The following is an 18,615-nucleotide window of genomic DNA, read 5'->3' on the forward strand; positions in this document are numbered from 1 at the left end:
AAGAAATGACGGTTGAAAATTCAAGAAATTCGATTAGAATAGAACTAATCAATGACAAAGGAGCAAACGAATGAGCAATACGAGAATCCCATGGGACCAGTATTTTATGGCACAAGCTGTATTACTGTCTTTACGCAGTACGTGTTCCCGACTTGAAGTCGGCGCTACATTAGTCAAAGATCGCCGAATCATCGCTGGAGGCTACAACGGGTCCGTCAGTGGCGATGTACACTGCATTGACGATGGCTGTTATGTTGTCGATGACCATTGTATTCGGACGATTCATGCAGAAATGAATGCCTTATTGCAATGTGCAAAATTAGGGGTGTCAACAGACAATGCGGAAATCTATGTGACGCATTTTCCCTGTCTTCCCTGTACGAAAGCAATTTTGCAAGCAGGGGTCAAAAAGATCCATTATTTGAATGACTATCGCAACAATCAGTATGCAATGGAACTGATTCAACAAGTAGGTGCTTCCGTCCACCAAGTTGAACTCGATCCGGTGTATTTTGAAAAACTTTCGTTTGGTGTGCTGAATGATGCACAACCAACAAAAAAGAACTGATTCATTTTTATTTCTTAGTATTATTTTTGCTTGTTCGGTGACTGCTTACTATCGGCAGTCCATCTTACTGGGACTCATTGCACTTTATTATTTCGGGATGCTTGTCTTAAAACGACAAGCATTTTTGTGCATGATTTGTTTTGTCGGACTGTTGCTGTTAAGTGTCCGCGTTTCTCTTTCTCGGACTGGGAACATACAAGAAGGTGAGTATCAAGGGGTAGTCAATGTGCTGCCAGACACGATCAAAGTCAATGGCGATCTACTTACATTTGAAGCAAAATCCTCTGCAGGTAAAGTGATTGGCCGTTACACAATTTCTTCAGAGACTGAAAAACAGCAATGGCAGGATCGATCCGATTGGGGGAGAAAGCTGCTGGTGAAAGGATTTTTTTCTCTTCCTGAAAAACCACGAAACCGCCATGGATTTGACTATTCTGCCTATCTGGCTAGTCGATCAATTATTGGCACAGTCCATATCGAGCAAATGGTAGGTATGGAAGAAGCAGATGCAGGCTTTTCACTTGCAAAAGTTCGAGCAGATGTTATTTCTTCTGTTCAACGAATCTTTCCTGAACGCTCAGCTGCCTATATCAATGCATTGCTCTTTGGTTTTAAAGACCATAGCTTTCAAGAAGTACGTCAAATGTATCATGCTAGTGGCTTATTGCATTTCTTTACGATCTCAGGAATGCATGTCGTCTTATTTTTCAAATGGTTTCGCGGATGCTTCTGCCGATTGGGGTTTACGCAAAAAGAGATGCTGTTGCCAATGGGGGTCTTTTTCTTAGCCATAATTGGTCTTTGTGGCGGCGGCACTAGTGTCTGGCGTGCTGTCTTGGCATTATCGGTTACTCAAGTAACAACTCTTTATCAACAACGGCTATCGGCAAGTGATCATTATGGGATCGTCTTAACGACTCTTTTATTCGTTGATCCCAAAGTATTGCTTCAAACATCGGGGCAACTAAGTCTTTTGATGACCTTCCTGATAGTAATGCAGCAACCGATCAAATTGACGTGGTTTTGGCGTAGTCAGTTCCTCACGGTGCTGGCTGCGCCTGTCATTGCCTCGCTCTTTTATGAATTCCCATTATTTGGGGGCTTTTTGACGTTTGTCTTTTTACCATTTTTTCAAATGGTTTTGCTGCCAGCCTGTTTCTTAATGTTCGTTACTGGGACTCTTTTTCCAACCATCAGTGGGCTGATTGCACTTTTTGAAGGGCTTTTGCTGCTTATGGAAGTTGTCGTGGGCGCTGTAGGAGGCGTATCGATAACGGTGGGTGCCGTTCCTGCAGGATTGGCTGGCAGTTGTTGTTTGTTCAGCATGCTCTTTTACCAAAAGAAAAGGTGGCTGCTGGTGATCTGTTTTTCGCTTGTTGTACCAATCGTCTTTCAGCAGAATCGCGTTTTATCCACCATTAGTTATGTCGATGTTGGTCAAGGCGATAGTATCGTTTTGCAGGCAGAAAAAAATCGCGAAGTTTATGTGATCGATACTGGAGGTTCTCTGTCTTTTCCGAAAGAAAACTGGCAAGAGCGCAAACGACAAGCTGCTGGGGAATCTACATTGATTCCTTTTTTGAAAGGGGAGGGAGTCAGGAAGATCACCGGTTTGTTTCTAACTCATGGCGACACGGACCATATGGGAGATGCGCTAGCATTGATGAAGGCGATCCCCGTTGAAACGTTATATCTCGTACCAGGAAGTGAACAAGATCACCGCATCGCCAAGCTTTTAAACGAACTGCCTAAGCAGACAAGCGTTGTTTGGACGACGGTTGGCCAAGTAGTGGGTGATTTCCTTCAGTTGCAAGTATTGGCACCAGAATCAGGTGCAGGACAAAACGAAGATTCGCTGGTGATTAAAACCAAGGTAGGGGATAAAACATTTTTATTTACTGGCGATCTCGAACAAGCAGGGGAAAAAAAGTTGATTCATGATTATCCGAATCTTAAAGTTGATGTATTGAAACTAGGGCATCATGGCAGTCGAACCTCGACGGCACCTGAGTTTGTTGCGGCAATCGATCCCCAATTCGGGATCGTTTCAAGTGGACGGAACAATCGGTACGGGCATCCTCATGAAGAGGTGCTTGAAACGTTGGTAAATCAGACCGTTTTGCGAACCGATCAGCAAGGCATGATCCAATTTATTTGGTCTGAAAAACAACAATCATTTTTGATAAAAACGCTGCTAGACTATCCGATTGACTAATGGTAGGATAAGAATGAAAGCGGGGGGAACGATGGAATTACAAAAAGCGTTGCAAGCAATTCGAACCAAGGAGTTGCAATCGATTTATCTAGTCATCGGCAGTGAAATGTTTTTACAAGAGCAAGTTCGCACGGCCTTTTTGGAGCGTTTTTCCGTTGGGAAAGATGATCTGAATTTTGCTTCCTTTGACATGGAGAAAGATCCCCTTGATATGGTGATCCAAGAAGCTCAATCGTTGCCTTTTTTTGGCGATCAGCGATTACTGTTTGTTGAGCGGCCATTTTTCTTAACGGCTGAAAAAAAGAGCAATGCACCTGAGCATGACCTAGATGATTTTTTGAATTACATCAAAGACCCATTGGAATCATCGGTAATTGTGATTTTTGCAGATGTCGATAAATTAGATGAACGGAAAAAAATTACTAAGCAATTGAAGAAAGCCGCAGTTGTGATTGATGTCGCACCTATGAAAGAAGCCGACGTGCGTCAGTATCTCCAACAGTCGTTGGCAAATGATGGCATCGAAATGAGCCGAGAGGCGTTTGATTTGTTTTTACGGTTAACGGATCTGCAACTATCAAAAGCGATGCAGGAGTTACAGAAACTACGGCTGTATGCAGGAAATGGCAATAAAATTACGAAAGAGATCGTCTTGCAGTTGATCCCTAAGACGTTGGAACACAATGTCTTTGAATTAACCAGCGATGTCTTAAAGGGGAACGTATCAAATGCGTTGCGCTTGTATGACGATCTATTATTGCAAGGGGAAGAGACGATCAAGATCAATGCTATCTTGATCAGCCAAGTCCGTCTGCTGTTACAGGCGGCGATTTTGATGAAAATTGGCTACCAGCAAGCCAATATCGCAGAAACGTTGGGGATTCATCCGTACCGAGTGAAGTTAGCGATGCAGCAAGCTCGGGGGTTTGGAGAAAAGCAATTAGCGGCACTATATAGTGAATTGATCGAAAATGATTACTTAGTGAAAAGTGGTCAGATGGACAAAGAGTATTTGTTCCAGCTATTTGTTTTAAAACATGGCAAACAGTAAGTCAAAAAGAAAGGCGCAGCAATCGATGATTGCTGCGCCTTTCTTAATTTGCTTATTTTGCAATTTTTTTACTTAAACGAGATTTGTCGCGACTAGCTTTGTTCTTGTGGATCAATCCTTTAGTCTCAGCCATATCGATTGCTTTAACAGCATCTTTATATAACGCATCTACGTTATCAGCACCAGCTTCAACAGCTTGATCAAATTTTTTGATTGCTGTACGCATTGTGCTTACTTGAGATGAATTCTTAGCATTAGCCGCTTCGCTTGTGCGAACACGTTTGATTGCAGATTCAATGTTTGGCATGTATTTCACCTCCGAAAAAAAAGTTCAATTACGTTTAGAAAACGTATAAATCAACACTAGTCATTATACCTAATGCCAAGAGTGATTGCAATAAAAGTTGTAAAGAAATTTTACTTAACACAAAAATTTGTTTTTTGGCCGTGCTATTTTTTGCTTTATGGTTTTGAAAAATGCTTCTTTACACATTTTTTACTGAATAGTTATAAAAAGTTTACACAGAAAGAGCTTTCTATGCTATGATTACTTCGGAATTTTTAAATGGGGGAATCTATGTGAATATCGCTTTGTTTCTAACGATTGTCTTGTCATTAGGGGTGATTTTCGTCAACGGGTGGACGGATGCGCCGAATGCTATTGCAACCGCTGTCTCCACGAGAGTCTTACGCCCGAATATCGCCATTGGCATGGCAGTCGTCATGAATTTCTTAGGTGTGCTGGTGATGACGTATTTTAATGCGCAAGTTGCAGAAACCATCAGTAATATTGTGACTTTTGACTCAGGCGGGAGTTTTCGGGTCTCACAGATCGCATTAGCCGCTGCCTTGTTTTCAATTGTTGTTTGGACGGTCGCAGCTTGGTATTTTGGGATCCCAACCAGTGAATCTCACGCATTGATTGCGGGATTGACAGGGGCTGCCATGGCTCTGGGTGGTTTACATGCAGTCAACGGTGAAGAATGGATGAAAGTCTTAATCGGTCTCGTTGTGTCTACGTTAATGGGGTTTATTGGTGGATTTTTGATCACGAAACTGATCGTATGGCTCTTTCGCGATACCCAACGGCGAAAAGCCAACAAAATTTTTACGGTTGGTCAAGCCATCGCGGCTGGTGCCAATGCCTTCTTGCATGGTGCCCAAGATGGACAAAAATTCATGGGTGTGTTCATGTTAGGCCTTTTTTACAACAATCTTGCTGAAAAGACCGGCAATGGCTTTGCCATCCCACTGTGGGTGATGGTTCTTTGTTCCTTGACCATGGGGATCGGTACATCGGTCGGTGGGATGAAGATCATTAAATCAGTGGGGATGGATATGGTAAAACTGGAAAAATACCAAGGCTTTTCTGCAGATGTTACTGCAGCAATCTGTTTGTTCTTGTCTTCCGTATTTGGTATCCCAGTTTCAACAACGCACACGAAAACGACCGCTATCATGGGCGTTGGAGCGTCTCGGCGTTTTTCTAGCGTTGATTGGCGCATTGTAAAAGAAATGATCTATGCTTGGATTTTAACCTTTCCTGGCTGTGGATTGATTGCGTTTCTAATGGTCAAATTTTTATTGCTAATTTTGTGAGGAGAGAAAGTAATGGCACGAAAAAAAGGATTCGATTATTTTGCAGCAATGGAGCAGTTGGCGACGAACGGCCATTTAGCTGCCAAACGTTTTTCGCTTTTGATCAACGATTATTCTGAACGAGCATTGACCGAAGCAGCAGCTGAGATTCATGCTTTGGAAAAAGAAGGGGATAAAGTGATCGCTGAGCTAACCAATGAGTTATATGATTCATTTATCACCCCTATCGATCGCGAGGACATCCTAGTCATTTCAGAGCGTCTAGATGATATTTTGGATGGCATTATGGGACTGACTTATTTATTTGAGAATTTGGTCATTACGAAGATCCGCCCTGAAACCAACTTATTTGCTGGAATGATCGTTCAAGCGACACAAGGCGTTGAAACGGCCTTAAAAGAATTTCCTAAGTTCAAAAATTCAAAAACATTGCGTCAAATGATTAATGATGTGAATACGATTGAATCAGAAGCAGACCGTTTGTATTCAAAAATGAAAAAAGCGTTATTCACAGACGAAACGGACGTTCTTGAAATCATTAAATGGAAAGATGTTTATGATCGTTTTGAATCAATTATCAACGACACCGAAAGTGCGGTGGATATTATTGACGGTATGGTAATCAAAAACACGTGAGGAACTAGAGACCTTTCAAACAAAAAAAGAGCAACTCTTGGGCAGGTAAGTGCCACAAGAGTTGCTCTTTTTGCTTATAATTGGATCAGCCAATAGCCGATCAAAATGATTCCTAAAACGATACGATACCATCCAAATACGGTAAAATCGTTACGCTTGATGTAGTTCATCAAGAAACGGATCGCGATGATCGAAACGATGAATGAGACGATGGTTCCTGTTAATAAGATGACGGTTCCTTGGAAATCAAAGGCATTGCCATCTTTCAAAAACTTGAAGATTTTCAAGGCACTGGCACCAAACATGGTGGGAATACCTAAGAAAAATGAAAATTCAGCAGCAACATAACGAGAAGCGCCGATCATGATAGCACCTAAGATAGTAGCACCAGAACGAGAAGTTCCTGGGATCAATGCCAATACCTGGAACATGCCGACAATCAAGGCCGCTTTGTAGGTGAATTTGTTCAAATCGGTACATTTCGGTGCTTTATTCTTGTTTCGTTTTTCAACTACGATAAAGCCGATCCCATAAACGATCAAGACGATCGAAACGGAGAAAAAGTTGTAGAAGTGCGCATCTAACCAATCATCTAACGGCAATCCGATAATAACCGATGGCAAGACCGCAACAATAACTTTAAACCATAACGTCCACGTATCTTTTTTCTCTATTTCATTTTTTTGTGGGGAAAAAGGGTTCAGTTTATGGAAATATAAGTAGACGACTGCTAGTATCGCGCCCAATTGAATGACAACATTGAACATCGTCATAAATTCGGGGGTAACATTCAAACCGATAAATTCGTCGGCAAGAATCAAGTGACCAGTGCTGCTAATTGGCAGCCATTCCGTGATCCCTTCAATGATCCCAAATAAAATCGCTTTTATAAAATTTGTAAAAAACATTGGTCCAGTCCTTTCTATGACAAAATACAACTCTTAGTATACCGTTTCCTGATTCGAATACCAATCTTTTTCCTAAAAAAAGAGGGCAGTTTTTAAAACAAAAACTGCTCCTTTCTTGAAGAAATTGATTAGCCGTCAGAGGTTTCTCTTAGGACAAAAGCTCTTGAGAGAGCGCTAAGCCTTTTTTGATGTATTCTGTGTTACCAACTTCGGCGATGGTAAAGCTGCCGTCTTCGTAGATCAGTCGAGTGACCGAACCATTTTCAATATCCATACGAACATTGTTCTCATCATTGATCAGATGCAAAAGAAAAGCGATCGTTAAGCCGTGAGACACAACTAACGCATTGCCGCCGCCTTTTTTCTCAACGCGATAGGCGATATCTTCAAACCCTGTTTTGACACGTTCGGTCAAAACATCAAAGGTTTCCGCCCAATTGGCTGTATCGGCGTGGTAGATCGCATTGGCGATCGCCTCAAACGTGACATGATTAGCAATCATCTCATCATAATCAGGAAAATCAAGAATCCGCGGCAGAACGCCCCACATTTCTGCATCATAGGCCCCTTCAAGTGAGCCAAAGCACCATTCACGAATCCGTTTGTCGATGTGATAAGGGATCTCCGGTCCTCTGACATGTTCACCCAGTATCAGACGCATGGTTTCAATCGCTCGACCGCTGTCACTGGATACTGCTTCTACAAAATCCACATCGCGTAACCCAAGGCCTAAATAGTGGATGCCTTGTTCACCGGTTCGAGTCAATGGTGTGTCACACCAGCCTTGCACCCGCTGCAATGTGTTAAACATTGTTTTTCCGTGACGCACGACATACAATTCCGTCTTTGCCATAACTAGTTATTCCTCCTTTTGATTCGTCATACGTTTATGCGTTAAAAAACGGATTGGTCCGTTTCTCAATTTCGATCGTTGTTGGTTCTCCGTGGCCAGGATAGACCGCCATTTGATTCGGTAAAACAAAGAGTTGCGTTTGGATGCTGGTCAGCAATTGTTCCAAATTTCCGGTTGGCAGGTCTGTCCGACCAATGCTACCTTTAAATAAGGCGTCTCCGGAAACGACAAAATTGTCAAAAATAAAACTGACGCTGCCAATGGAATGACCCGGGGTTGCAACAACCTTAAAGGACATGCCAGCTATCTCGTACTCTTTCAACTCTAGCTCGAATTCAGCTGGACGTGCGGTGATGGTTCCTAATTCAGGATGACGGCCAGAAAGGTTTTTCATAGGATCACTTAGCCATCCTTGCTCAAGCGGACTCACGTAAACGGGGATCTGATAATAATCCCGCAAATGGTCAACTGCGCCGATATGGTCATAATGAGTGTGGGTCAATAAAATCGCTGCTGGTTTTGCGCCTGTTTTTTCGATCTCAGCGATCAATCTCGCTGCTTCTGCTCCAGGATCAATAATCAACAAAACATCTTCTTTCCAAATTAGGTAACAATTTTCTTGAACGGGTCCTGTCACTAAACCAATGATTTTCATGCTAAAACCTCCTAGGATCACAAATACTTGTGTCTGACTATAAGTATAGCTTAAAGTATAAGAGGAAACAAAGAAAGGTTTTTAGGAGTGAAAAATTAATGATAAAAACGATAAACGCAGAAGACAATCGTCAGGCAGTCTGTCAATGGCTAAATCATTCAACGAAAAAAACAGAGGCAGTGAGTGCCTTTTCCGATCAAGAGCAGCTTTCATTTGCTTTTTTTGACAATCAGGATCAACTTGGTGGGGTGATTGGAAAACGGACAGGCAATACGATCCATATTCAATTGTTAGCAGTTGATCCAAGCCATCAGAATCAGGGGATCGGGAAACAATTGATAAAAGCACTTTTTGATCACGGTAAAAAAGCGGGGTGTCGTTCCGTGACGGTTACCACCCAAGACTACCAAGCGCCGCAATTCTACCAAGCAGTCGGCTTCGAACCGTTTGCTGTGCTTACGGATACACCTGTGCTTGGCACGGATAGGCTTTACTTCGTGAAGATGCTGTGATCAACCTTTTGCAGGCAGGTGATAAGGCTAACCAATAGTTTGATGAGAGAAAAGCTTAGAATTATTGTGGGAATTCGAAAATTTTTCTAAGAAACCGCATTAGCAAAAAACTGCTGTTATACTAATTAAAATAAGAAAGCGTTGATTCGTTTGAAACGGGTCTAGTTTTTGACGAAAGCATGAACATTCTTCGTGACCAACTTCGAGGAAAGTGTGTGATCTGTATCTTGCGTTAGTTTTGATTGGTATACCTCAACTCTTTGTAAGAAGGTGTTTTTATGAAAAAATCCCTGCAATTTTTTTTCACTCTATGCTTCGCCGCGCTCGCTTTAGTGAGCTGTGGCCAAGAGGAGCTAACCATCAACGATTCGAAAGAAGTTTCTGAAACTGTTACTTCCGCCTCAAAAACGGTTGAAAATGGCGACCTTGATTTGATGCTGATCCAAGATGAGAGTGTCATCTTTCCGCAAAGCCAAGGGGTTTATGATTTTCATGAGAATGAGTTGACGATCGTTAAGCAGTATTTGCCGATGGCAGATTTAGAAGATAGTTCAGCCAGCTTTAGTGATGTTGCCTTGTATGAAGGACAAATCGAAAGTGATTTTCAGCGTCATTTTTCCCATTCAGAGGTACAGTTGTCCAACGACCCTTATCAAATTTATGAGATCACCTATCAAGATGCATCATACACGGTTGAAGGGAAGCATTTGACGATCAAAGCAGATGGACGGACCTTTGAGTTCACCTTAGATCTAGACAATCAACAAGCTTTTGACCAAAATGGTGTCAGTTATGATATTCAAGTCGATCAATAAATATCTTTCAAAAAATAGCCCTGCTTTACTTGCTTAGGTGAGTAGAGTAGGCTTTTTTGTAAATCCTTCGCCAAACCCATTTTCTGGAAGAAAAAATGAAGTCAATTATCTGATGAGTAGGTGTTTTGTTGCAAGTGGTTTTTTCATGGTGATAAAACCTGTTTGGATAGGATACTCTCCGCAGAGGATGAAAAGCTGTTTCTGTTCGCTTTTCCAAAAGTAATCTATCCGCTATAATGGCAAACGAGAAGGTGAACACGTGTATAAAGGAAAAGTTGCGGTTAGAAAAATCGTAGAATTTATTTTGCGCCGAGGGGATATTGATAGCCGCAAAGTCAGTAATCATACCGCGCAAGAAGGCGCCCGTATCCATCGCCAACTACAAAAAGAGGCTGGGGATGCGTATCAAAAAGAAGTCTTTTTCAAACGAGAAAGCCAAATTGAGAAAGATTCGATCACTGTCGAAGGACGTGCCGATGGTCTCTTTTTTGATGCAACTCTTAATTCTTGGGTGATCGATGAGATCAAAACTTCAGAACCAGCGTTCGAAGATATCCCTGAAGATCAAATCGATTTGTTTTTTGCCCAGGGAATGGTTTATGCTTATTTGTTTTTACTACAAGAAAATGAACAAGCAGCGCTTAGTGACAGTGAAAATCAAGAGAAACCAGAAGCGGAACCTACTGCTGAAGGTAATGATCCGAAGAGATCCATCGATCGAATCGACGTACAATTGACTTATTATCAAACCACTGAAAAGCTGACCACCCGTACGAGAAGAACATTTCAGTTTTCAGAATTAGCTGTTTTTTATGAAGAATTACTTCAGGAATATCATAAATGGTTAGTTTTTCAAGAAAATTGGCGCCGTGTCCGCAATACGTCTTTGCAGCTGCTGTCTTTTCCCTTTGAAACCTTTCGCAAAGGGCAGCGAGAGTTAGCAGCAGCGGCGTATAAAACACTAAAAAATGGCAAGCGACTTTTTGCGGAAGCGCCAACTGGAACTGGAAAAACCATGTCAACGCTGTTTCCCGCATTAAAAGTGCTAGGGGAAGAAGGGGCTGATCGGGTCTTTTATCTGACGGCGAAGACGATCACCAGACAAGTGGCCGAAGATGCACTGAGCAAGTTAGCAGACAACGGTAGTGAAACCAAAAGTGTCACGATTACCGCCAAAGACAAAATCTGTTTTTTAGATGAACGAAACTGTACGCCAGAACACTGTGCGTATGCGCAAGGCTATTACAATCGAATCAACGAAGCATTATGGGATCTGTTGCATCACGAGAACCAAATAACCCGAGAAGTGATCGAGACCTACGGAAAGAAACATACGGTCTGTCCCTTCGAGCTTTCACTGGATGTCAGTGTCTTTTGCGATGTCATTATTGGTGATTATAATTATTTGTTTGATCCCACCGTTTATTTGCGAAGATTTTTTGAGGAGCCGGATGAAGAATATTTCTTTTTAGTGGATGAGGCCCATAACTTAGTCAACCGTTCCAAAGAAATGTATTCGGCAACCATTACCCGGCAGCCATTTAAGGAATTAAAGAAGAAAGTATCCAATGACCAGCAAAAATTAAAACGCGCCCTAAACAAAGTTGACAAAGAATTTGCGGCTATTGCTCAAATAGCAAAAGAGGAAGAGTGGGAATACCACCATCAAGCAGCTCCCCATGAAACGATGGTCAATCAGCTCTACAAAGTAGCTGAATTGATGAAGGAATGGTTGCCGGCAAATCCTGAGCATGAATTGCAAGAAGAAGTGCTGCAAGTGTATTTTGAAGCTAACCATTATTTGAAGATCAGTGAATTTTATGATGATCACTACGAAACGACGGTGGAGATCGACCGCTATGATATCAAACTACGGCAATTTTGCATTGAACCAGCGCCGTTTTTGGAATCTGTGTTAGATAAGGGCAAGGCCAGCCTGTTGTTTTCTGCGAGCTTTACTCCTTTGACCTATTATCAAGAGGTATTAGGAGGCGGCAATGAAGCTTTGCGCTATCGCCTGCCAAGTCCTTTTGATCCGAAAAATCAGGGGATTTTTATTGCAGACTATATCCAAACAACGTATCGCCAACGTGAAGCCAGCATTCCTGCAATCGTTGATGCAATCCAGCAAATGACCGCAGCGAAAGCGGGAAACTATATGGTCTTTTTCCCTTCTTATCGTTACTTGGATGATGTGGCGGCAGCATTTTCCCAACAGGCGCCAGAGGTGGAGGTCTTGATTCAGGGGACAGCCATGAACGAAGCAGAGCGCGAGGCGTTTCTTGCACAATTTCAATCTCTTGAGCGGCAACGATCATCCTTGCTAGAAACAAGTCAAGACGGACAAGAGAGCCAGCCAAAAACATTAGTGGCATTTTGTGTCCTTGGTGGAATTTTTTCTGAAGGGATCGACCTAAAAGGCGATCGCTTGATCGGTGCAGCAGTGGTAGGAGTCGGACTGCCGCAAATCAATCACGAGCAAGAATTGATTCGGGAATATTACGATGAGAAAAAAGCAGCTGGCTTTGCGTATGCCTATCAGCTGCCCGGGATGAATAAAGTCCTGCAAGCAGCCGGTCGAGTGATCCGGGATGTCAGCGATCGCGGCGTGGTGTTATTGCTGGATCAACGTTTTCGGACACCGCGTTACCAAGAACTTTTCCCACTGCACTGGCAGCATGCCTTAAACATTCGTCGGCCGCAAGAGTTATCAAAGGCATTGACTCATTTTTGGCAAGAAAAAAACTAGAAGCAGAGCTTTCAGGAGAGGTTGTGCAAAATCAGCAGATAAAGCTGATTTTGCCTAACCAACACGTTAGACTCTGTTCTAGTTTTTTTGATTAGCGATAATTTGTAAACTGTAAATCGATCGTCAGGGGCAGTTTACGCAACAATTGGATCACCTCTTGCAGATCGTCACGACTTTTGCCTGTTACCCGAATTTGATTATCTTGAATTTGAGTTTTAACTTTTAGCTTGGCGTTTTTGATCGCAGTCGTTATTTTTTTGGCGTTTTCTTTATCGATGCCATTGATCAATTCTGCTGTTTGACGAGCTTTTGCCCCCAAGGCATGCTCCGTTTCGCCAAATTGTATATTTTTTGTTGGTACATTTCGTTTGATCAGCTTCGCAAAGAGCACATCTTTGATTTGCTCCAACTTAAATTCGTCATCTCCAACGATCGTCAGTTTGCCCTCAGTCATCTTGATTTCTACCGTGGAGCCTTTAAAATCAAATCGGTTTTTCAATTCTTTTTCCGCCTGTTGAATGGCGTTTTTCACTTCTTCTGTGTTGATCTCAGATACGACATCAAAACTTGCTTCTTTTGCCAAAATCAATCACTCCTCTCATCTCTTACCTATGATTTTAACATGGAGGCGAACGATGCGGGAATCAAAAGTAAATTTTTGCAAATAATTGTTTCATTTTTTCACACAAACTGCTATTCTTTGGAAGGAGATTTTTAGTGAAGGAGCTAGATCATTGTGAGTAAGTTATTAACGAAGCACGAACAATCAGAACGATTGAAAAAAATAGGGGTTATTTTGCTGTCAGGTATCACCGCAGCCATTGCTTTAAATTTCTTTTTGATTCCCGCAAACGTTCTTTCTGCTGGGATGAACGGGGTCGCCCAATTGATCGTGGCACTTGCCTTGGAACATTTTGGCGTTCACCTTAGTACAGGGCTGTTTATTTTCCTATTAAACTTGCCTATCTTTGTTCTCGGGTTCATCAAACTCGGGAAATCATCGACACTATTGAGCTTTATCAATGTCGTTGTCGTTTCTGTCTTAACGATAATCCTTCCACAAGGAGCAATCACTGACAATATTTTGGTTAACGCTTTGCTCGGTGGCGTACTGTTAGGCGTCGGCGTTGCGTTTTCACTGAAAATGGGTTTTACCACCGGCGGAATGGATATCCTTTCGTTGATATTATCAAAAACGACTGGAAAAACGGTCGGTAAATATATGTTTATTTTAAACGGCATCATTGTCATGGTCTCAGGTTTCGTCTTTTCTTGGGAAAGTGCCTTGTACACGATCATTTCGATTTTCGCAATGAGCTACGTGGTGGACATGCTGCACACAAGTCATCAAAAGGTAACGGCGATGATTATTACGACCAATGCGGAAGCTGTTGGGAAAAATATTTCTAAGCATGTGTTTCGCGGCATGACTTTGTTCCCCTCAGTCGGAGGCTATTCAGGCGTACCGGGCAATATGATCATGATGGTCGTGACCCGCTACGAGATCTACGATTTAGAACAAGCCGTTTTAGAAGCAGACGGCAATGCGTTTATTAACTTTGTGCCGACCCAATCGATCACAGGTCGTTTTGCGACAGATGATGAACAACGGACCTTTAAAACGACGGGGGTCTTCCCAGAACTGAAAATACACAAGAAAAGCCGTCCATAATCAAGGATCGTCCATTTACAAATCTTGCAAAAGAAGGTATTATTTGAAACAAGAATTAAAGGAGGTCTTCAACCGTGGCATATACTGAAGTAGAAGCAGAAGCAATCAAAGAGCGTGTCTTGGCTGCCTTGGAAACCGTGATTGACCCTGAGTTGGGGATTGATATAGTGAATCTAGGCTTAGTTTATGAAGTCGAATTTGATGCAGAAACAGGCAATACCGTAATCAAAATGACCTTAACAACAATGGGCTGTCCCTTAGCCGACGTATTGACTGAATCGATACACGAAGCATTAAGCGATATTCCAGAAGTCAAAAATCCAGAAGTAAAACTAGTTTGGTATCCCGCTTGGACGACTGATAAAATGAGTCGTTATGCACGGATTGCTTTGGGGATTCGTTAAGGATTTTATCGTAGAAAATAAATGTCTTAGACTCTTTTATCAGCTGAATAAAGTTGATAGAAGAGTCTTTTTGGATTTAAGTTGGATGCGTGTCTTTGACTATCTTGCTTTTAGTCAGTGCTTGCAGAAAGTTTGCGAAGATTGCATTGCATTTTCAGAAATGAAACGGTAAACTAGTTGAAAAGATTGGAGGAATGAATCAATGTTAGCTACGAATTTTGGGAAATATACATACAAAAATCCGTTTATGAACGCCTCAGGAGTCCATTGTATGACGATCGAGGAATTAGATGAATTAGCGGCATCAGCAGCTGGGGCATTTGTCACGAAGAGTGCAACGCTAGAAGCACGTGCGGGAAATCCAGAACCACGTTATACCGATTTACCGTTAGGAAGCATCAATTCGATGGGATTACCAAATCTAGGGGTGGACTACTACTTAGACTATGCTATCAAAAAACAGCAGGAAATGACCCAGCAAGCGCCCTTCTTTTTCTCTGTCGCTGGTATGAGCGTGGCTGAAAACATTGAGTTATTGAAGAAAATCCAAGAAAGTGATTTTGAAGGAATCACAGAGTTAAATCTTTCTTGTCCAAACGTGCCAGGAAAACCCCAAGTTGCCTATGATTTTCCTTTGACCGATCAAATTCTGGAAACAGTCTTTGGTTTTTTCACAAAACCTTTAGGTGTCAAATTGCCGCCATACTTTGATTTGGCGCACTTTGATGAGATGGCTAAGATATTGAACAAGTATCCGTTAACTTATATCAATTCAATCAATAGTATTGGGAATGCTTTATTCATTGATCCTGCTACTGACTCAGTAGTTATCAAACCAAAAGATGGTTTTGGCGGTTTGGGAGGCGAATATGTGAAACCAACGGCATTAGCCAATGTGCGGGCTTTCTATACACGTCTCAAGCCAGAAATCAAAATTATCGGTACTGGTGGGATTCGTAATGGTCAAGATGCGTACGAACATTTGTTATGTGGCGCTTCTATGTTGCAGATCGGCACAGAGCTGCAAAAAGAAGGACCGGTGATCTTTGAACGATTGACGAAAGAATTAGCAGCGATCATGAAAGAAAAAGGGTATCAATCAATCAGTGAGTTCCAGGGGAAATTAAAAACGATTGATTAAGAACGACTTTGAATGCTTTACTATCCGCTTCTTTTTATAGAAGAAAGGTGGTTTTTAATGGAGAAGTTTCGTAAAACAACGGAGGATGATCTGGTTGAGTTGATGGCGCTTTTTGAAGAAGGCATTGCTTTCTTAAAAGCACAAGGATCTCCGCAATGGCAAGATGGATACGGTCCTAAAGAAAATCAAATCAAAGCAGATATTGCAAACGATGAGAGCTATGTGTTGGTGATAGATGGAAAAATTGCGGCATCGGCAGCGTTAGTATCCGGTGAAGATCCTGTCTACAACGCAATTACCGGCGCAGGGTGGGATGGAAACGGTCCATATCTATCCATTCATCGCGTCGTTGTCAGTTCTCATTTTAAAGGGCAAAAGTTAAGCGCCAAATTGCTGCAAGCTCTTGAAGTGGTTGCATTAGAGCAAGGAATCGTTGATTTACGTATCGATACGTATAAAGCCAATATTGGTATGCAAAAGAATATCCAAGCAGCTGGCTATCAATACAAAGGAGAGGTAACATTCCCTTTTCCGAACGGAGAGCGATTGGCTTTTCAAAAACGTTTGACCGCAAGCTAAACATTCTATTCCATGAGTGTCACTTGGCTGAATTAATGGAATAGTTGTGTCAAAGTGAATTTTTGGTATGAAAATGCGGATAATGGTTGTCAGAATCCTTTCGGCTTGCTAAGATAAGCACGTAAAGGACGGTGCCAAATGAAGAAAAGAGTCAAAAAGAAAAAAGCGTATAAAAAATATATCCATGATATTTTTGCGGGTTATGAAGAAATGCTTGAGAATCCAGCGATCAATGAGAAGAAGTTTTCTTATCTGAAAGAAGAAACAACCTTAAAACGAGACGATCAAAACCAGATCCGTTTTCGTACGATCGATATTGATTAAACTACCTATTTTGGGTAGTTTTTTTGTTTATCTCGACTTAGTTGAAAATATTTCAGAAAAAAGCTTGCTCTTTCATTCTTAGAATGATAAAGTATTCAACGTTGGCAATTGAGCCAGCAGGTCAAAAAAGCTTTTGAAAAAACTTCAAAAAAGACTTGACCAAAAATGAAACAGATGATATTATAACGAAGTCGCAACAATAAAATAGTTAATCGATGTTGATACATCAACAAAATTAATTAAAAAAAGTTGTTGACAAATAACAAATCATTTGTTATTCTAATGAAGTCGCTGAGACAGCCGCTGCGAAGTTGAAAAACAACGAGCGAAAAAAACTTTTAAAAAAGAGTTGACAATCAATTGTCGCTCTGATATGATATAAAAGTTGCTAACACAGCACTGTAGACCTTTGAAAACTGAACAAAGCAAGCAAACGAACCAATGTGTAGGACGTTTCAATTTATTGAAACAAATACATGCAAGCAATAGCTAGCAAAGTTAATTTTTATGAGCTTAATGACCGTATGGTCATTCAAACAAATCATTATGAGAGTTTGATCCTGGCTCAGGACGAACGCTGGCGGCGTGCCTAATACATGCAAGTCGAACGCTTTTTCTTTCACCGGAGCTTGCTCCACCGAAAGAAAAAGAGTGGCGAACGGGTGAGTAACACGTGGGTAACCTGCCCATCAGAAGGGGATAACACTTGGAAACAGGTGCTAATACCGTATAACACTATTTTCCGCATGGAAGAAAGTTGAAAGGCGCTTTTGCGTCACTGATGGATGGACCCGCGGTGCATTAGCTAGTTGGTGAGGTAACGGCTCACCAAGGCAACGATGCATAGCCGACCTGAGAGGGTGATCGGCCACACTGGGACTGAGACACGGCCCAGACTCCTACGGGAGGCAGCAGTAGGGAATCTTCGGCAATGGACGAAAGTCTGACCGAGCAACGCCGCGTGAGTGAAGAAGGTTTTCGGATCGTAAAACTCTGTTGTTAGAGAAGAACAAGGATGAGAGTAAAATGTTCATCCCTTGACGGTATCTAACCAGAAAGCCACGGCTAACTACGTGCCAGCAGCCGCGGTAATACGTAGGTGGCAAGCGTTGTCCGGATTTATTGGGCGTAAAGCGAGCGCAGGCGGTTTCTTAAGTCTGATGTGAAAGCCCCCGGCTCAACCGGGGAGGGTCATTGGAAACTGGGAGACTTGAGTGCAGAAGAGGAGAGTGGAATTCCATGTGTAGCGGTGAAATGCGTAGATATATGGAGGAACACCAGTGGCGAAGGCGGCTCTCTGGTCTGTAACTGACGCTGAGGCTCGAAAGCGTGGGGAGCGAACAGGATTAGATACCCTGGTAGTCCACGCCGTAAACGATGAGTGCTAAGTGTTGGAGGGTTTCCGCCCTTCAGTGCTGCAGCAAACGCATTAAGCACTCCGCCTGGGGAGTACGACCGCAAGGTTGAAACTCAAAGGAATTGACGGGGGCCCGCACAAGCGGTGGAGCATGTGGTTTAATTCGAAGCAACGCGAAGAACCTTACCAGGTCTTGACATCCTTTGACCACTCTAGAGATAGAGCTTCCCCTTCGGGGGCAAAGTGACAGGTGGTGCATGGTTGTCGTCAGCTCGTGTCGTGAGATGTTGGGTTAAGTCCCGCAACGAGCGCAACCCTTATTGTTAGTTGCCATCATTTAGTTGGGCACTCTAGCGAGACTGCCGGTGACAAACCGGAGGAAGGTGGGGATGACGTCAAATCATCATGCCCCTTATGACCTGGGCTACACACGTGCTACAATGGGAAGTACAACGAGTTGCGAAGTCGCGAGGCTAAGCTAATCTCTTAAAGCTTCTCTCAGTTCGGATTGTAGGCTGCAACTCGCCTACATGAAGCCGGAATCGCTAGTAATCGCGGATCAGCACGCCGCGGTGAA

The 18,615-nt window shown here is 42.5% G+C and carries 18 protein-coding genes and 1 rRNA gene (1 of these 19 only partly in view); 14 read left to right on the forward strand and 5 right to left on the reverse strand.

Annotated features, from left to right (window positions below; all coding sequences use genetic code 11):
* Positions 1-70 precede the first annotated feature (70 nt).
* The 3 genes from IGJ12_RS07665 to holA are packed head-to-tail and all read left to right on the forward strand — an operon-like array spanning position 71 to position 3,834.
* Positions 71-568 (forward strand): ComE operon protein 2, encoded by a 498-nt coding sequence (locus tag IGJ12_RS07665; protein ID WP_005236270.1) that lies wholly within the window; start codon positions 71-73, stop codon positions 566-568.
* Positions 540-2,783 carry a DNA internalization-related competence protein ComEC/Rec2 gene (locus IGJ12_RS07670; RefSeq protein ID WP_430619535.1) on the forward strand — a complete coding sequence of 748 codons (2,244 nt, stop codon included), beginning with the start codon at positions 540-542 and terminating at the stop codon, positions 2,781-2,783. Before IGJ12_RS07665 ends, IGJ12_RS07670 begins: the two co-directional genes overlap by 29 nt.
* Positions 2,784-2,814: 31 nt before the next feature.
* Positions 2,815-3,834: a DNA polymerase III subunit delta gene (gene holA, locus IGJ12_RS07675; RefSeq protein WP_035007161.1), complete on the forward strand. Its 1,020-nt coding sequence runs from the start codon at positions 2,815-2,817 to the stop codon at positions 3,832-3,834.
* Between the two features lie 52 nt (positions 3,835-3,886).
* Here the strand turns inward: holA and rpsT are convergent, their stop codons facing one another.
* On the reverse strand, positions 3,887-4,141 hold the full coding sequence (gene rpsT / locus IGJ12_RS07680) for a 30S ribosomal protein S20 (protein WP_005230162.1): 255 nt from the start codon (positions 4,139-4,141) through the stop codon (positions 3,887-3,889).
* Between the two features lie 236 nt (positions 4,142-4,377).
* Between rpsT and IGJ12_RS07685 the strand changes: the two genes are divergently transcribed.
* A complete protein-coding gene (locus IGJ12_RS07685; protein ID WP_005236263.1) occupies positions 4,378-5,433 on the forward strand; it encodes an inorganic phosphate transporter in 1,056 nt (351 codons plus the stop codon).
* A gap of 12 nt (positions 5,434-5,445) precedes the next feature.
* A complete protein-coding gene (locus tag IGJ12_RS07690; RefSeq protein WP_008381351.1) occupies positions 5,446-6,069 on the forward strand; it encodes a DUF47 domain-containing protein in 624 nt (207 codons plus the stop codon).
* A gap of 74 nt (positions 6,070-6,143) precedes the next feature.
* Here IGJ12_RS07690 and IGJ12_RS07695 read toward each other — a convergent pair whose 3' ends face one another.
* The 3 genes from IGJ12_RS07695 to IGJ12_RS07705 form a co-directional block, all read right to left on the reverse strand.
* Positions 6,144-6,977 carry an undecaprenyl-diphosphate phosphatase gene (locus tag IGJ12_RS07695; RefSeq protein WP_005236259.1) on the reverse strand — a complete coding sequence of 278 codons (834 nt, stop codon included), beginning with the start codon at positions 6,975-6,977 and terminating at the stop codon, positions 6,144-6,146.
* Between the two features lie 148 nt (positions 6,978-7,125).
* Complete coding sequence (locus IGJ12_RS07700; RefSeq protein ID WP_005236258.1) at positions 7,126-7,830, reverse strand: histidine phosphatase family protein; 705 nt, start codon at positions 7,828-7,830, stop codon at positions 7,126-7,128.
* Positions 7,831-7,864: 34 nt separating this feature from the next.
* Positions 7,865-8,485: an MBL fold metallo-hydrolase gene (locus IGJ12_RS07705; protein WP_005236256.1), complete on the reverse strand. Its 621-nt coding sequence runs from the start codon at positions 8,483-8,485 to the stop codon at positions 7,865-7,867.
* A 98-nt stretch (positions 8,486-8,583) separates the two neighbouring features.
* Between IGJ12_RS07705 and IGJ12_RS07710 the strand changes: the two genes are divergently transcribed.
* From IGJ12_RS07710 to IGJ12_RS07720, 3 genes are all read left to right on the forward strand, one after another.
* A complete protein-coding gene (locus IGJ12_RS07710) occupies positions 8,584-8,997 on the forward strand; it encodes a GNAT family N-acetyltransferase (protein ID WP_008381348.1) in 414 nt (137 codons plus the stop codon).
* A gap of 278 nt (positions 8,998-9,275) precedes the next feature.
* Positions 9,276-9,812 (forward strand): hypothetical protein, encoded by a 537-nt coding sequence (locus IGJ12_RS07715; RefSeq protein ID WP_005236248.1) that lies wholly within the window; start codon positions 9,276-9,278, stop codon positions 9,810-9,812.
* Positions 9,813-10,071: 259 nt separating this feature from the next.
* Complete coding sequence (locus tag IGJ12_RS07720; RefSeq protein ID WP_430619536.1) at positions 10,072-12,561, forward strand: ATP-dependent DNA helicase; 2,490 nt, start codon at positions 10,072-10,074, stop codon at positions 12,559-12,561.
* Positions 12,562-12,652: 91 nt separating this feature from the next.
* Here IGJ12_RS07720 and IGJ12_RS07725 read toward each other — a convergent pair whose 3' ends face one another.
* Positions 12,653-13,144, reverse strand: a complete 492-nt coding sequence (locus IGJ12_RS07725) for a YajQ family cyclic di-GMP-binding protein (RefSeq protein WP_005230187.1) — start codon at positions 13,142-13,144, stop codon at positions 12,653-12,655.
* Positions 13,145-13,297: 153 nt separating this feature from the next.
* On the opposite strand from IGJ12_RS07725, the gene IGJ12_RS07730 reads away from it, so the two are divergent.
* The 6 genes from IGJ12_RS07730 to IGJ12_RS07755 form a co-directional block, all read left to right on the forward strand.
* Complete coding sequence (locus tag IGJ12_RS07730) at positions 13,298-14,233, forward strand: YitT family protein (RefSeq protein WP_005236241.1); 936 nt, start codon at positions 13,298-13,300, stop codon at positions 14,231-14,233.
* A 74-nt stretch (positions 14,234-14,307) separates the two neighbouring features.
* On the forward strand, positions 14,308-14,637 hold the full coding sequence (locus IGJ12_RS07735) for a metal-sulfur cluster assembly factor (RefSeq protein ID WP_005231940.1): 330 nt from the start codon (positions 14,308-14,310) through the stop codon (positions 14,635-14,637).
* A gap of 202 nt (positions 14,638-14,839) precedes the next feature.
* Complete coding sequence (locus tag IGJ12_RS07740; RefSeq protein WP_005236221.1) at positions 14,840-15,778, forward strand: dihydroorotate oxidase; 939 nt, start codon at positions 14,840-14,842, stop codon at positions 15,776-15,778.
* A 57-nt stretch (positions 15,779-15,835) separates the two neighbouring features.
* Positions 15,836-16,357 (forward strand): GNAT family N-acetyltransferase, encoded by a 522-nt coding sequence (locus tag IGJ12_RS07745; protein WP_034872232.1) that lies wholly within the window; start codon positions 15,836-15,838, stop codon positions 16,355-16,357.
* 138 nt (positions 16,358-16,495) lie between these two features.
* Positions 16,496-16,681 (forward strand): hypothetical protein, encoded by a 186-nt coding sequence (locus IGJ12_RS07750; RefSeq protein WP_086299482.1) that lies wholly within the window; start codon positions 16,496-16,498, stop codon positions 16,679-16,681.
* A 542-nt stretch (positions 16,682-17,223) separates the two neighbouring features.
* Positions 17,224-18,615: ribosomal RNA gene (locus IGJ12_RS07755) — 16S ribosomal RNA — on the forward strand (it continues 168 nt past the right edge of the window).

Source organism: Enterococcus sp. DIV0802b (genome assembly GCF_050543535.1).
Classification (GTDB): Bacteria; Bacillota; Bacilli; order Lactobacillales; family Enterococcaceae; genus Enterococcus_D; species Enterococcus_D entomosocium.

Bases quoted from the DNA above. Each gene is read 5' to 3' on its own strand.
- IGJ12_RS07740 (WP_005236221.1), top strand. From the start codon at position 14,840: ATGTTAGCTACGAATTTTGGGAAATATACATACAAAAATCCGTTTATG.
- IGJ12_RS07665 (WP_005236270.1), top strand. From the start codon at position 71: ATGAGCAATACGAGAATCCCATGGGACCAGTATTTTATGGCACAAGCT.
- IGJ12_RS07750 (WP_086299482.1), top strand. From the start codon at position 16,496: ATGAAGAAAAGAGTCAAAAAGAAAAAAGCGTATAAAAAATATATCCAT.
- IGJ12_RS07695 (WP_005236259.1), bottom strand. From the start codon at position 6,977: ATGTTTTTTACAAATTTTATAAAAGCGATTTTATTTGGGATCATTGAA.
- IGJ12_RS07690 (WP_008381351.1), top strand. From the start codon at position 5,446: ATGGCACGAAAAAAAGGATTCGATTATTTTGCAGCAATGGAGCAGTTG.
- IGJ12_RS07705 (WP_005236256.1), bottom strand. From the start codon at position 8,485: ATGAAAATCATTGGTTTAGTGACAGGACCCGTTCAAGAAAATTGTTAC.
- IGJ12_RS07685 (WP_005236263.1), top strand. From the start codon at position 4,378: ATGATTACTTCGGAATTTTTAAATGGGGGAATCTATGTGAATATCGCT.
- holA (WP_035007161.1), top strand. From the start codon at position 2,815: ATGGAATTACAAAAAGCGTTGCAAGCAATTCGAACCAAGGAGTTGCAA.
- IGJ12_RS07700 (WP_005236258.1), bottom strand. From the start codon at position 7,830: ATGGCAAAGACGGAATTGTATGTCGTGCGTCACGGAAAAACAATGTTT.
- IGJ12_RS07715 (WP_005236248.1), top strand. From the start codon at position 9,276: ATGAAAAAATCCCTGCAATTTTTTTTCACTCTATGCTTCGCCGCGCTC.
- rpsT (WP_005230162.1), bottom strand. From the start codon at position 4,141: ATGCCAAACATTGAATCTGCAATCAAACGTGTTCGCACAAGCGAAGCG.
- IGJ12_RS07670 (WP_430619535.1), top strand. From the start codon at position 540: ATGATGCACAACCAACAAAAAAGAACTGATTCATTTTTATTTCTTAGT.
- IGJ12_RS07710 (WP_008381348.1), top strand. From the start codon at position 8,584: ATGATAAAAACGATAAACGCAGAAGACAATCGTCAGGCAGTCTGTCAA.
- IGJ12_RS07745 (WP_034872232.1), top strand. From the start codon at position 15,836: ATGGAGAAGTTTCGTAAAACAACGGAGGATGATCTGGTTGAGTTGATG.